Raw genomic sequence first — 14,063 nt, 5'->3', positions numbered from 1 at the left:
TAAAGCGCGGTGGCCGGGCATGCCGATGCTTTCGTTCACCCACCTGCTAGGCCCGATAGCGGGACAGGTAGCTGGACACCTGGCCCTTGACGAACTCGATGGCCGCCCGGCGCAGGTAGAACGGAAACTTGTAGAAGCGTCGAATGAAGTGGCGATGGCGCGGCTGGTTTGCTCAAAGCCGCCGTCACTTCACGTCCCGAGGAGGATTCACAAAGGGCTGAAGCAGCATGCGGTCCAGACGCAGGTCTTGCACGTCTCTGAACACCTCGATGCCGATCGTCATGCCGAGGTGCCCGGCGGCGGGCTGGTCTCTATAGGTGCCGAACAGCCGATCCCACCAGGGCAGGTTGAAGCCGAAGTTGCTGTCGGTTTCCCGACGGATGATGGAGTGATGGACCCGGTGCATGTCCGGGGTGACCACCACCAGGCGCAGCCAGCGGTCGGCCCTGGCGGGCAGGCGCACATTGCCGTGGTTGAACATCGAGGTGGCATTGAGTACGACCTCGAAGATCAGCACCGCCAGCGCCGGCGCCCCAAGCAGGGTCACCACAGCGAGCTTGATGCCCATCGAAAGCAGAATCTCCAGGGGGTGGAAGCGAAGCCCCGTGGTCACGTCGAATTCCAGGTCCGCATGGTGCATGCGGTGCAGGCGCCACAGCCAGGGAACAGCATGGAACAGTCGATGCTGAAAGTAGATGGCCATATCCAGCACCACCACGGACGCCAGTACCGCCAGCCACATCGGAGCGGCGACCCCATTGAACAGTCCCCAACCCCGCTCGGCAGCGAGCATGGCCGCGCCGACGGCGGCCAGGGGAAAGACCAGGCGAACCGCTAGCGTGTCCAGGACGACGATCAGCAGGTTGCTTGGCCAGCGCTGCCAGCGACGAACACTCTGAGGCCGCCGTGCGGCAAGAACTTCCCAAACGGCCATCAGCAGCAGGACACTGCCGAAGGCAGTGATCCGGATCCACGGCTCATGCGTCATCAATGTGTCATTCATGACAACCCTTACCCACTACATTACGGGCAGGCCCGCGGCTTTCCATTCGGGGTAGCCCTCCTCGAAACGCCTGACTCGATACCCCAGCTGGCGAAGGCGCTGTACGGCTTCGTGCGAGAGGGCGCAGTAAGGGCCTCGGCAGTAAGCCACGATCTCCTTGTCGCGGGGCAGATCATCAAGCATTGCCTCCAACTGCTCCAGCGGGATGTTGATCGCCTCGGGCAGGTGACCCGCCTGATATTCGTCCGCGGGGCGCACGTCAAGCAAGGCCACCTCGCCGCGCTCCAGGGCGGCCAGAAGCTCACGACTCGATACGGCTTCCAGGGCTTCACTCGCATCGTCTTCGGCAAATAGCTGGCTCACCAGCCGCTCCATCTCGGCCAGGTTAGTCTCGGCCACCTGCCTGAGCAGCGCCAGCAGGGTGATGATCCGCTCGTCGGTCAGCCGATAGATCATCTGCTTGCCGGAGCGACTGGCCGTGACCAGGCCGGCTCGCCGGAGCTGCTGCAGATGCTGCGACGCGTTGCCGATGGAGAGATCGGTGGCGGTGGCCAGCGTCTCCACGGCAGCGCTGGACTGCGCCAATCGCTCGAGCAATGCCAGGCGATGGCCATTGCCCAGAGCGCGGGCAACCTGCGCCAACGTATCGAAGAGGTCCTGTTGTGACGTCATCGCACTCTCCACTCACACTCTCCCGTAAAAGACACGAAAGGATATCCAATCGCTTGACAACAGGATAGCATATTTCCATCATTCAATTGTTTCATTGAACGAATAAGGAGGAACCATGACCATGAAGACGCTGATCATCATCAACGACCCGCCCTATGGCACCGAGCGCCTATACAACGGCCTGCGCCTGGCCCATGCGCTGATCAAACGCGAAGCGGAGGTCACGGTCTTCCTGATGGGCGATGCCGTCTCCGGCGCCAAGAGCGGTCAGAAGACACCGGACGGCTTCTACAATACCGAACGCATGCTCAAGCGGGTCACTACCAAGGGTCAGGTGCTGCTGTGCGGGACCTGCATGGATGCCCGTGGCCTCACCGACGACGAGGTAGTGAAAGGCGCCGAGCGCAGCACCATGGATGCCCTGGCCGAAGCCACCGAGCAGGCCGACAAGGTGCTGGTCTTCTAAGGACGCACCCTGCTACCTACATCGTCCCGACAAGGAGCCCTGCCGATGTCGACACTGCCCCGCGAAATACTCAACGTGGCCATCCTGGTCACCGGCCAGACCCTGTTCATGATCGCCATTGTGACGGTGATGACCCTGAGCGGAGTGGTCGGTCAGCAGCTTGCCCCCGACCCAGCACTGGCCACCCTGCCCATTGCCGCGATGATGGTGGGCACAGTGGTCACGACGCTGCCCGCCTCGCTGTTCATGAAGCGCGTCGGTCGGCGCCTCGGCTTCATGAGCGGCGCTACCCTTGGCGGCATGGGGGGCGGGCTGGTCAGCTTTGCCGGCATCGCCGCGGGTTCCTTCTGGCTGTTCTGTGCCGGCAACCTGCTGCTCGGCCTCTATCAGGGCTTTGCCATGTACTACCGCTTCGCTGCGATCGACGTGGCCAGCCCGGCGTTTCGTAGTCGCGCCATCTCCTTCGTGATGGCTGGCGGCGTGGTGGCAGCCTTTCTCGGCCCCTGGAACGCCAGTGCGGCACAGCACTGGATCGCCAGCGTTCCCTCGGGTGGCCCCTATCTGGTAATCGCTGTCCTCGCCCTGGTGGCCATCGGTCTGTTAAGCCAACTCAGGGTACCCGCCAGCGGTGAACCGCAGCCCGGCGAAACCTCACGCCCGATGAGCGTCATTGCCGGCCAGCCAGGCTTTCTGGTGGCGGTGCTAGCTGGAGCCATCGGCTATGCCGTCATGATCCTGGTGATGACCGCCACACCACTGGCGATGCGCGCCAACGACTTCTCTATGGGCCAGGTGGTGTTCATCATGCAATCCCACGTGCTGGGCATGTTCGGCCCGTCGTTCTTCACCGGCAGCCTGATCATGCGCTTCGGTGTCGACCGTATCCTGCTGACGGGGGCCGCGCTGCTGGCCGGTTCGGCAGCGGTGGCGGTGATGGGTCTCAGCATCACCCACTTCTGGGTGTCGCTGGTGCTGCTGGGCGTTGGCTGGAACTTCCTGTTCATCGGCGGCAGCGCCCTGCTCTCCACCGTCCATTCAGAGCCCGAACGCGGCAAGGTGCAGGGCATCAACGACCTGATCATTTTCTCGCTGGTGGCCATCGGCTCACTGATGGCCGGGCAGCTGCTTCACCGGCTGGGCTGGGAAGCCCTCAACCTGGCGATGCTGCCACCGGTGCTGCTGGTGGCCCTGGCCACTCTGTGGTGGCAAGGGCGACGCCGGCTCGCCAACCAGCAGACCGGCTAACTGCCGAGCCGGCCAGGCGGGCGCCGATCTCGACCAGTTCCAGGGATTTGTCCGCTTCCCAGGGCGGCGCGGGTTGTCGCGATCATGATGACTCGCGACGGCTCTAGCGGAAAACCAGCTCCACCTCTCGGGAATCCAAGCGCCAATATCACCTTATATAAGCCAAAACCGATATTTGGTTATTGCCCGTCACCCTGCCATTGGTAACGCCTCGTCTTAACGCATTCACAGCAGCCCCCGTCTCGATAACCGTCCTTGACCTCGCGCCTTGCGGCCACCCTGCCGATTCACCATGATGGCCTCTATCATCAGCCGGCTAAGCGCATTCATCGCCGCCAGAACGACAGGGACGCCCCATGAGCCAGACCGACGCCCAGCTACGCGAGCTGCTTCTCTTACTCCTGCCCGAAGACGGCGGCACCATAGGGAACTTGCGGCTTCGCAATCTGATGGCGGCCAAGCTGTATGCCAGGGTAGAAGAGGAAGACTACGAGCGGGTTCGCGATGCGTTGGTCACAGAGGGTGTGCTGGGCAAGGGGCGCGGCCGGGGCGGCTCCGTGTTCCGTCTCTCTCCTTCGGCACCGCAAGAAGCCTCGACCCCTGACACCACGCCCCCTGACCTCACCCTGCAGATGCAGGAGGTCCCAGCCGAACTGCCGCTGAACCAGCAGCAGGCCAAGCCGAAGCGGACCACCAAGCCGCGCCAGAAGAAGCCTGATCAGGCCGAGGTGCTCTCCTACCGCTACGACGAGAAGCGCAAGAACAACCCCCACGTGGGCATGGTGGATACCGCCAGTGACGGCGTGGAGGAGACCACCACCTGGGCCTACGACCCGCACCTGGACCCGGAGCTGCAGTTCGATTCCTCCGCCACCCGTGCCCAGGTCGAGACTCTGATCGACGATGCCCTGGCCTCTGGTGACCAGGCACAAATGAAAGCCGCCCTCGAAGAGCTCAAGCGGCTACAGTCGCCCTACCTGCAGTGGACCGGCAAGGCCGAGCGCACCAGCTTCGAGGTGGATACCGTCTCCCTGCACGTTCACGAGCGCATCGACCCGGCGACGATCCTAGGCGAAGTGCAAAAGCGCATGAAGGCCGGCAAGAAGGGTGGTAGTGCCTTCCAGCCAGACATGTTCCACGCCCCCTTCGAGAACCTCCCGCTACGCGAGGCCATCGACTTCTACAAGCACGAGCGCGACTGGGCGAACCGCCTGATCGCCGGCGACTCCCTGCTGGTGATGAACTCCATGCTGCAGAAGGAGGGCATGGCCGGGCAGGTGCAGATGATCTATATCGACCCGCCCTACGGCATCAAGTATGGCTCCAATTTCCAGCCGTTTACCCACAAGCGCGACGTCAAGGATCGCAAGGATGAAGACCTGACCCAGGAGCCGGAGATGATCAAGGCCTTCCGGGATACCTGGGAACTGGGCATTCACTCCTACCTGACCTATCTGCGTGACCGGCTACTTCTGGCGAGGGAGCTGCTCAGTGAAAGGGGCTCTGTTTTTGTTCAAATTTCTGATGAAAACGTTCATTTGGTAAGGTCTTTGTTGGATGAAGTTTTTGGCGTTAAAAACTTTGCCGGAATGATTGCCTTTGATAAAACGGGAGGTCAGCCTTCTAGCCTTCTGCCCTCTGTGTGTGATTACATTATCTGGTATTCAAAAAGCATAAAAGACACCAAGTATCGTCAATTGACAACACCGAAGCAGCCAGGGGAGAAAGGGGCTACTGGGTATACTCTTATTTTTGATGAAAGAAGCCTTAAGTGGCGGAGCATGGACAAAAAAGAAAAGGAACATCCTGGTTCGCTTCCTGCTCATTATAAGGTTTTTGATGGCACCCCGTTAGTTTCCGATGGTTCTTCGGATGCTGGCAATGATCCGTTTGAGTGCTTTGGGGAGAAGTGGGAGATTGCTGCCAATAATCATTGGAAAACATCGGAGGAAGGGCTAAAAAGACTTCTTAAGGCCAATAGGATCATCCAGATTGGAAATAGAATTGAATATCGAATGATGCTGGATGATTTTGGCCAGACCCCTAGGTCTAATCTTTGGCTCGGCCTAGGTGAGAGAGGATTTACCGGTAAAAAAGTTTATGTGGTTCAAACGGCGGCCGAGGCTATTCAGCGTTGCCTCCTGATGACCACCGATCCTGGCGACCTGGTACTGGACCCCACCTGCGGCTCCGGCACCACCGCCTATGTCGCCGAGAAGTGGGGCCGGCGCTGGGTTACCTGCGATACCTCCCGGGTGGCCGTGACCCTGGCCAAGCAGCGCCTGATGACCGCCAGCTACGACTACTACGAGCTCAAGTACCCGCAGGAGGGGCTTGGCGGCGGCTTCATCTACAAGACCGTACCGCACATTATGTTGAAGTCGATCGCGCACAACCCGGAGATCGACCAGGTCTACGAGCAGCACCATCCGGCCATCGAGCAGGCGCTTGCCGAGCTGAACGACTCTCTCCAAGGTCATTCGGTCAAGGGCGAGCCCATTACCTTTACCGTTACCGAGGGCGGCCGCAAGGGCGACAAGGTCGACTTCTCCGCCCCCGACAGCAAGACGGTCACGCTCCCTTCGGAGGAGACCGCCAAGGTCAACGAACTGCTCGAGTGGGAGGTCCCCTTCGATTATCCCGACGAGTGGCCGGAGGCCACTAAAACGTTCTTTGACGCTTTCCACAGCGCCCGCCAGGCCATGCAGCGCCGCATGGACGAGAGCATCGCCAACCATGCCGGCCAGGAGGTCCTCTACGACCAGCCCGAGGTAAGCCGCGACAAGCTGCGCATCACCGGCCCCTTCACCGTTGAGGCGGTGCCTTTCGCCACCGTGCTGGGCCTGGACGAGGCCGAGCAGCCCAAGGAGGCCGACGTCGCCGTGGCGCGCTCCGGGGCGACCTCTCGCCATGCCCAGTGGCGCGAGGAGCTGCTCAAGGCCGGTATCCGCGGCAAGGGCGGTCAGCATCTCAAGTTGATGGACCTGGAGACCCTGCCCGGCGCCAAGTACCTGCACGCCGTGGGTACGGTGGCCGAGACCGGTGACCGAGTCGCCGTCAGTTTCGGCCCCGAGTACGCCGCCCTGGAGCAACGCCAGGTGGAGATCGCCAAGAACGAGGCCGGCGACCTCTTCCCGACGCCCAGGCTGCTGGTGTTCTGCTCCTTTACCTTCGATCCAGAAGCCGCCAAGGACATCGACAGCATCAAGGGCATCCAGGCCCTCAAGGTGCAGATGAATACCGACCTGCTCACCGAGGACCTCAAGAAGAACGCTCGCAGCAACGAGTCCTTCTGGCTGATGGGCCAGCCGGACGTCGAGGTGCATGAGCTGAAGGACGGCAAGCTGCAGGTCGAGGTGCATGGCTTCGACTATTTCGACACCAAAACCGGCGAGCTGAAGTCCGGTGGCAAGCGCGACATCGCCGTATGGGAGCTGGACACCGACTACGACGACCGCTCCCTCTACCCCCGTCAGGTGTTCTTCCCGATGGCCGGCAAGCAGGAGGGCTGGTTCAAGCTCAAGAAGGATATCCGAGCCGAGCTCAACGAAGAGCTGCTGAACGAGTTTCACGGCACCAAGTCGTTGCCCTTTGAGCCCGGCAAGAATCAAAGCCTGGCAGTGAAGATTGTCGATAATCGCGGCATCGAATCGCTGAAAGTCGTTCGGCTGGACTGACCCATGACACAGCACACCAGCCTTTTCGAGGTGCTGGCTCGCCATGAGGGAGTCGATACCGAGTACAAGGCAGCCCGGGGCGGGCTGCCCAAGAGCCTGTGGGAGACCTACAGCGCCTTCGCCAACACCGCGGGTGGCACGCTCTACCTGGGGGTGAAGGAGGGTGATGACGGGCCATCCACCGCCGGTCTCACTGAGGCGGATGTGGATAAGCTGCGCGGTGAATTCTGGGTCACGCTCAATAACCCCCAGAAGGTCAGCGCCAATATTCTCCAGGAGCACCACGTCAGCGTCGAGATCTACCAGGGCGACGCCATCCTGGTGATCGAGGTGCCCCGTGCCACACGCAGCGAGCGGCCGGTCTATATCGGCGTCGACCCCTTCAAGGGCAGCTACCGCCGCAACCACGAGGGCAACTTCCGCTGCAACGAGGCCGAGGTGCAGCGCATGTTCGCCGACCGCCTCGACCAGGAGCCCGTGGACAGCCGCATCCTCGAGTACTTCGGTTTCGACGACCTCGACACCGCCTCGCTCAAGCAATACCGCAATCGCATGGCCTCACGCGACCCCAACCATGCCTGGCTGACCGAGGATGACCTCGGCCTGCTGACCAAGCTCGGAGGGTGGCGCAAGGATCGCCGCACTCAGCAGGAGGGGCTGACCCTGGCGGGGCTGCTGATGTTCGGCCAGACGCAGGCCATCCAGGATCCCTTGGCTGTGCCGGGCTTTCATCTCGACTACCGCGAGCGCCTGGCCGAGGACGACGACATCCGCTGGAGCGATCGCCTCACCATCGACGGCACCTGGGAAGCCAACCTCTTCCAGTTCTACCAGCGCGTCGTACAGAAGCTCAGCCATGATCCTGCCCTCAAGGTGCCCTTCCGGCCCGACCGTCGCGCCCAGAGCGATGCTCACGAGGCGCTGACGGAGGCCCTGGTCAACGCCCTGATCCATGCCGACCACACCGGCCAGGGCGGCATCGTGGTCGATCGCTTCAAGGAGCGCTTCGAGTTCTCCAACCCCGGCACCCTGCTGCTCTCCCAGGAGCAGTTGATGACGGGGGGCGTCAGCGAGTGTCGCAGCAAGTCGCTGCAATTGATGTTCCAACTGCTCGGGGTGGGCGACAAGGCGGGCTCCGGCCTCGACAAGATACGGCGTAGCTGGCACGCCCACCTGTGGCAGCCGCCCAGCCTGAAGGAAACCCTGCGGCCTGATCGCGTGATCCTCACCCTGCCGCTGATCAGCGTGATGCCCGAGGACGTGCTGGCACAACTGCAACAGCGCTTCGGCCAGGCTTTCGAGGCACTCTCCCCCGACGAGGCCCAGACGCTGGTCATCGCCGTCCTGGAGCAGCAGGTCACCAACCGTCGCCTGCAGGAGATGCTGACCCTGCACCGGGTCGATATCACCCAGATGCTCAGCGGCCTGGTGGAGAAGGGCATGCTGGTACCTCATGGGCGCAACAGAGGGGCTTACTACACGCTGCCCCTGGCGGCCCCAACGATCCTGCAAGTGGAAGCCAGCTTCCCCCACAAGGACACTCGCTCCCCCCACAAGGACGCTAGCTCCCCCCACAGTGAGGAGCACTTACCGCATAGCGATACCGGCAAGGACGTTCCGATATGGGAAGAGCTAGAGCGGATCGCCGCCCCAGTCGCGGAAACCAGGCGCACACCACCGGAGACGATGCAGGCCACATTACTCCTCCTCTGCCGAGGCCGATTCCTCACACTTGCTCAGCTGTCTGACCTGCTCCGTCGCTCGCCCAAGAATATTGGTGAGCGCCACATCGCCCCCCTGGTCAAGGCTGGCAAGCTGCAGCTGCGCTACCCCAATGTCCCGAACCACAGCCGGCAGGGCTATCGCACGGTAGAAGGAGTTACCGAATGACGACCCAATCACTGATCATCAACTCGCCCTACGATGCCCCCTCGACCTACTGGGAGCGCGACGGCAAGCAGATGAACCTCCAGCAGGGCCGTCGCCCGGCGGCCTACGAGATCTTCGACACCCGCAACAACACCCAGCGCACCGAGCCCCTGGAGCAGGTCAACCGCATCCGGCAGCGCGTCGATGAGTGGCGGGCGGATGGCTACCCCGGCATCACCAGCGTCAGTCGCCAACTTCTCTATCACTGGATAGAACGCGGTGACTGGGACCCGGATGCCTGTCGCTGGGAGGGCGGGCCGCGCCAGTACCCGTTCTACTTCTGCCAGCTCGAGGCCATCGAGACCCTGATCTGGTGGCTGGAAGCCCAGGAGCCCTACCGCCAGGGCATCTTCCTCAGCGGTGACGGCGGCCCCTGGGAGCGCATCTGCAACAAGATGGCCACCGGCTCCGGCAAGACCTCAGTGATATCGCTGATCATCACCTGGCAGACCCTCAACGCCATCCATTACCCCAAGGACCGCCGTTTCTCCAAGGCGGTGCTGATCGTCACCCCGGGGCTCACGGTGAAGAGTCGCCTGCAGGTCTTGAAGCCAGGCCACCCCCAGAACGTCTATGACGAGTTCAATCTCTGCCCCAACGAAGCCATGCGGCAGCAGCTCAACCGGGTCGAGCTCGTCATCGAGAACTGGCACACCCTGATGCCGTTGAAGGAGCAGACCCGCTCCGTGGTCAAGAAGGGCAAGGAGAGCGACGAGGCCTTCACCCGCCGGGTGCTGGGGTCGCTGGCCAACGAGCGCGACCTCATCGTGATCAACGACGAGGCCCACCACGCCTATCGCCAGCAGGCCGAATCCAAGGTCAGCAAGAAGCAGGCCGAGGAGCTGGGCATCGACCTGGAGGAGGCCACCCGCTGGATCGAGGGGCTGGACCGCATCCACAAGACCCGTCGCATCCGCCGCTGCTTCGACCTCTCCGCCACACCCTTCGCCCCCACCGGCAAGAGCAACACCGAGTCCGGCCTGTTCGAGTGGATCGTCTCCGACTTCGGCCTCAACGACGCCATCGAGGCCGGGCTGGTGAAGACTCCGCGGGTGGTGGTGCGCGACGATGCCCTGGCCAACGCCAAGACCTACGCCAGCAAGCTCTACCACCTCTACCGCGAGGATGAGGTGAAGGAAGACCTCAACCGCCGGGCCGAAGCCACCGCCCCGCTGCCCGACCTGGTACAGAAGGCCTACGCCCTGCTGGCCTACGACTGGAAGGAAACCCGGAACCAGTGGGAGGCGGCCGGCCACACCATTCCCCCGGTGATGCTCACCGTCTGCAACCGCACCGAGACCGCAGCGCGCATCGAGAACTTCTTCAACGGCGGCGACTGCCTGATCCAGGATACCCAGGCCCCGGATGCCACCCTGCGGGTGGATTCCAAGGTGCTCGAGAAGGCCGAACAGGGAGAAACCACCAGCACCAAGGACAAGCAGTATGCCGCCCGGCTGGAGGCCCTCATCAAGGCCGCCAAGCTCCCTGCCGACAAGGAGGCCGACCTGCTGGCCATGAAGCAGGAGGAACAGCTGCGCGCCCTGGTCGACACTGTAGGCAAGCGCGGCCAGCCGGGGCAGTATCTTCAGAACGTCATCTCGGTGGCCATGCTCTCCGAGGGCTGGGACGCCGCCAACGTCACCCACATCATGGGGCTGCGTGCTTTCACCAGTCAGCTGCTGTGCGAGCAGGTAATCGGGCGCGGGCTGCGTCGCGTCTCCCATGACATGGACGCCGATCGCAAGTTTCTCCCCGAGTACGTCAACGTCTTTGGCGTGCCGCTCTCCATCTTCCAGGACGCCAGCGAAGGCGGCGAGGCCCCCCCGCCGCCCAAACCAAGCGTGCGCATCGGAGTCGAGCCTGGTCGCAACCACCTGGAAATCCGCTGGCCCAACGTCGATCGTATCGACAACGTGCTCAAGCCGGAGCTGGTGATCGACTGGCAGAGTGTACCCACGCTGCCCCTCGACCCGGCCCAGACCCCGCTCAATGCGGATATCGCTCCCTCGCTGACCGGCTCCCCTAACCTGGCCATGGTCACCGAGATCGACCTCGAGCGAGCGGTGGAGGAGTTCCGGCTGCAGAATCTGATCTTCCGTGCGGCCCGCAAGCTCTACCTGCAGAACCAGGCCACCTTCGGTGGCGACAAGCAGTACCTCGCGGTGCAGCTGATCCGGCTGGTCGAGCAGTTTCTCTCCAGCGACAAGCTGGATATCCCCAGTCTCTGGCATCAGAACCCGGTGCGCCGCCGTCTGCTCTTTGCCCTGAACATGGACACCGTGGTGGGCCATGTGAATCGCCACGTCACCGAACAGAACGTGGAGCGTCAGGAGCTGATCTTCGATGAGCACCAGCCCATCGGGGCCACCGCCTACATGCGGCCCTGGCTCACCACCAAGCCCTGCGCGCCAACCGAGCGCTCCCAGATCAGCCATGTCGTCTACGACAGCACCTGGGAGAAGATGGTCGCCGACGTCTGCGAAGACCACCCCAGCATTGCCGCCTGGGCCAAGAATGACCACCTCGACTTCAAGGTGCGCTACCTCTGGCGGGGCTCATCGCGCAACTTCGTGCCCGACTATCTGATCCGTCTTACCAACGGCAAGACGCTAGTGCTCGAGGTGAAGGGCCAGGACAGCCAGCAGAACGCCGAGAAGCGTGCCGCCATGGAGACCTGGGTGAAAGCCGTCAACGAGCAGGGCGGCTTCGGTCAGTGGACCTTCGACACCGTGTTCGAGCCGGCAAAGGCTCGTGATGTCATCGAGAGGCATCTCTAGAGAAGGAGCCGTGCAGTCTGGCCTACACCAGCATGAACGGCTCGATGTCGCGGAAGATGCCGGTCTTGGTCATGTCGCGACGCAGGGTGAAGGCCTCCATGGCCGCGACCGGGTCGACCTGATCCAGCTTGTCGAAGTGGATCTTTCCCCACTGCGTGCGGGTGACCTTTACGCTGAACAGGTACTGATCTCGCTCCCCTCCGGTGGCGGGGTCGGTGATCTGGCGATAGCCGGAAATGCGCGCCTCCTGTACAGCGGGCAGGCGGGCGAATACAGCGCCTAGCACGCGAAAGGCGATGCCATGTACATGATCCCGGTAGAGCTTGCGCTGCCGGGTATCACTCAGCTCGCGAGGGGTGAGCTTTACCTGCTTGGCGGGCATGGTCCAGTAGCGGTCTGGCATCTCATCCTCGCCGGGAAGCTCGATGTCCACGGCAATGGTGCTGACGTCGCTGCCAAGGTCGAAGTCGATCGCGGTTTCACGAGGCCATTCGATCTCTTCCAGACGCTCTCGCAGGGTCTGCTCCATGGCGTCCGTGTCATGCCACACCTCCTCGGCTTCCCGGTGCTGGCGAGCAAACTCCGCCGCATCATGCTCCGCCTTGCACCACTCCCAGTCTCGGTAAGCTTCCTCGAACGCCGCCTGGCGGCGACGGTTCTCCTGCGCTATACGCCGCTTTGCTGGCGGCCATAGAACGTGCCACCAGGCTGGCTGCTGATGTTGCGGCGGCGACGGCGGAGCGTCGGTGAACGCCTGGCTGGCGTAGCCATTCTTGCCCGGATGAGGCGTTTCCTCGTGCAACTGGCCTAGCCGGTCAAGATCCGCGTTGAGGCGTTCGCAGTGGTGCGCCAACTGCTCGCGAAGCGACTCCCTGGCGTGCCGCCGCAGCACGCGGGCCTCGTCATCGCTCATCGGCGTGCCATCGCCATGGAAGTATTGAATGCTGCCTTCTGCTTCGATCTCGAGCTGGACTGGGAGCTGTTCGCCATCTGCCAGTAGCGCATCAAGAGCGGCAGCGGGACTGGAGCCCACGGTGCCACCGCTAGAGCTGGACGCGCCCCGGTTTCGGGTATTCAGCTTCTGCCGATAGGCTAGGCCGGTGCCAGGAATGCCGGCATGGCCGTGCACGCCACTCTGCCCCACGCTGAGGCTGGCTCCCCGCGGGCCCACGGAGAGACCGAGTCCTCGCTTGCTCAGGTTCAGCCGGATGCCCGGCGCGAGGGTGATACGGCGCTGGAAACGAAAGCCCACAGCGACCTCCTTGTCGGTAGATGCAGACAGCCTTTCATTCTGCACTGGCGTGGTACATTGCTGATAGCAAGTATCGCAAGAAACAGTAGAGTCAGAGGGTTAGAGGCAGCTCTCCACTACCTCGAGAGAAACCTGTCCAGCACCCGGTATCGGCTGAATACCAGCGTGCTGGGGGGCATGACAAACCGAGAGATCACACCTAGCCCCGGCGTTCCAGCATGGCCAGGCCGACGGCCGGGAAGCCAGTATCGACAACTCCACTGGCCGGTCGTATCCAGGCCACTCATCCACGCAGTTCCAGGCGACGGAAGGCAGGCTTGAGGCGATGCACGAGTTCGTGAAGCTCGGCGGTCGAGGGGGCCGACGTCACCGGGCGGGCATAGGCGTCGTCCAGACACTGGCCCGGGCGCGCTACCTGGATGGCATAGCGCGCCACACCTTGTGCGGCGAGGTCCAGGGCCAGGCAGTGCAGCTCTTCCAGTTCGAGGTCGCGCCAGTGGACCGTGGTGCGACATTCGAATGCCACTTTGCTGGCCAGCAGTTGGACCAGGCTCTCCCGATGGGCGGCGCCCATGCCGGGGCGGCCGACGATGGCGTCGAAGTGCGCGTCTGGCCCCTTCACGTCCAGCCCCACCCAGTCGAGATAGGGCAGCATCGCCGCCAGGCGCCGGGGGTAGACGCCGGCGGTGTGCAGCCCGACCTTGAAGCCCAGGGCGCGGACTCGCGCGGCGGCCAGCGGCAGGTCGGCGTGCAATGTGGGCTCACCTCCGCTGAACACCACCCCTTCCAGCAGGCCCCGGCGCGTCTCGAGGAAGGCCTCGACCTCCGCCCACTCATCGGGCCTGGCCCTTCCCGGTTCGAGCATCTGCGGGTTGTGGCAGTAGCCGCAGCGCAAGGGGCAGCCCTGCAGGAAGATCACGGCGGCCAGGTGGTCGGGATAGTCCAGGGTGGTCATGGGGGTCAGGCCGGCCACGGGGAGATGCGGCCGGCGGGGGTCGAAATCAGACATGGGCGCTTCCAGGCAGGCGCCCCGGGGTCGGCG

9 protein-coding genes are annotated in these 14,063 nt (G+C 63.0%); 5 read left to right on the top strand and 4 right to left on the bottom strand.

The window, feature by feature from the left end:
- Positions 1 to 184: 184 nt before the first annotated feature.
- Together HALO32_RS02730 and HALO32_RS02725 are read right to left on the bottom strand one after the other, a co-directional pair.
- Entirely contained in the window at positions 185 to 1,003 is an 819-nt protein-coding gene (locus HALO32_RS02730) for a sterol desaturase family protein (RefSeq protein ID WP_151442261.1), read from the bottom strand.
- Positions 1,004 to 1,018: 15 nt separating this feature from the next.
- On the bottom strand, positions 1,019 to 1,675 hold the full coding sequence (locus tag HALO32_RS02725; RefSeq protein ID WP_151442260.1) for an ArsR/SmtB family transcription factor: 657 nt from the start codon (positions 1,673 to 1,675) through the stop codon (positions 1,019 to 1,021).
- Between the two features lie 115 nt (positions 1,676 to 1,790).
- On the opposite strand from HALO32_RS02725, the gene HALO32_RS02720 reads away from it, so the two are divergent.
- The 5 genes from HALO32_RS02720 (at position 1,791) to HALO32_RS02700 (ending at position 11,769) form a co-directional block, all read left to right on the top strand.
- A complete protein-coding gene (locus HALO32_RS02720) occupies positions 1,791 to 2,141 on the top strand; it encodes a DsrE/DsrF/TusD sulfur relay family protein (RefSeq protein WP_225809688.1) in 351 nt (116 codons plus the stop codon).
- Positions 2,142 to 2,186: 45 nt separating this feature from the next.
- Positions 2,187 to 3,386, top strand: coding sequence for an MFS transporter (locus HALO32_RS02715; protein WP_225809686.1), 1,200 nt, complete (start codon positions 2,187 to 2,189; stop codon positions 3,384 to 3,386).
- A 356-nt stretch (positions 3,387 to 3,742) separates the two neighbouring features.
- A complete protein-coding gene (locus tag HALO32_RS02710) occupies positions 3,743 to 7,063 on the top strand; it encodes a site-specific DNA-methyltransferase (protein ID WP_151442258.1) in 3,321 nt (1,106 codons plus the stop codon).
- Positions 7,064 to 7,066: 3 nt separating this feature from the next.
- Positions 7,067 to 8,953 carry an RNA-binding domain-containing protein gene (locus HALO32_RS02705; RefSeq protein ID WP_151442257.1) on the top strand — a complete coding sequence of 629 codons (1,887 nt, stop codon included), beginning with the start codon at positions 7,067 to 7,069 and terminating at the stop codon, positions 8,951 to 8,953.
- Complete coding sequence (locus HALO32_RS02700; RefSeq protein WP_151442256.1) at positions 8,950 to 11,769, top strand: BPTD_3080 family restriction endonuclease; 2,820 nt, start codon at positions 8,950 to 8,952, stop codon at positions 11,767 to 11,769. Before HALO32_RS02705 ends, HALO32_RS02700 begins: the two co-directional genes overlap by 4 nt.
- Positions 11,770 to 11,791: 22 nt before the next feature.
- On the opposite strand, the gene HALO32_RS02695 is transcribed toward HALO32_RS02700, so the two are convergent.
- Both HALO32_RS02695 and HALO32_RS02690 read right to left on the bottom strand, forming a co-directional pair.
- Complete coding sequence (locus HALO32_RS02695) at positions 11,792 to 13,021, bottom strand: DUF4236 domain-containing protein (protein WP_151442255.1); 1,230 nt, start codon at positions 13,019 to 13,021, stop codon at positions 11,792 to 11,794.
- 283 nt (positions 13,022 to 13,304) lie between these two features.
- Positions 13,305 to 14,063: anaerobic ribonucleoside-triphosphate reductase activating protein (locus HALO32_RS02690; protein ID WP_325063447.1), on the bottom strand; the 759-nt coding region annotated here is incomplete at its 5' end.

This window comes from Halomonas lysinitropha, from assembly GCF_902500215.1.
Taxonomy (GTDB): Bacteria; Pseudomonadota; Gammaproteobacteria; order Pseudomonadales; family Halomonadaceae; genus Halomonas; species Halomonas lysinitropha.
This window is presented reverse-complemented; position numbering and strand designations above follow the sequence as displayed.

Coding starts and splice junctions, on each gene's coding strand:
- HALO32_RS02720 (WP_225809688.1), top strand. CDS start 1,791: ATGACCATGAAGACGCTGATCATCATCAACGACCCGCCCTATGGCACC.
- HALO32_RS02700 (WP_151442256.1), top strand. CDS start 8,950: ATGACGACCCAATCACTGATCATCAACTCGCCCTACGATGCCCCCTCG.
- HALO32_RS02710 (WP_151442258.1), top strand. CDS start 3,743: ATGAGCCAGACCGACGCCCAGCTACGCGAGCTGCTTCTCTTACTCCTG.
- HALO32_RS02730 (WP_151442261.1), bottom strand. CDS start 1,003: ATGAATGACACATTGATGACGCATGAGCCGTGGATCCGGATCACTGCC.
- HALO32_RS02725 (WP_151442260.1), bottom strand. CDS start 1,675: ATGACGTCACAACAGGACCTCTTCGATACGTTGGCGCAGGTTGCCCGC.
- HALO32_RS02705 (WP_151442257.1), top strand. CDS start 7,067: ATGACACAGCACACCAGCCTTTTCGAGGTGCTGGCTCGCCATGAGGGA.
- HALO32_RS02715 (WP_225809686.1), top strand. CDS start 2,187: ATGTCGACACTGCCCCGCGAAATACTCAACGTGGCCATCCTGGTCACC.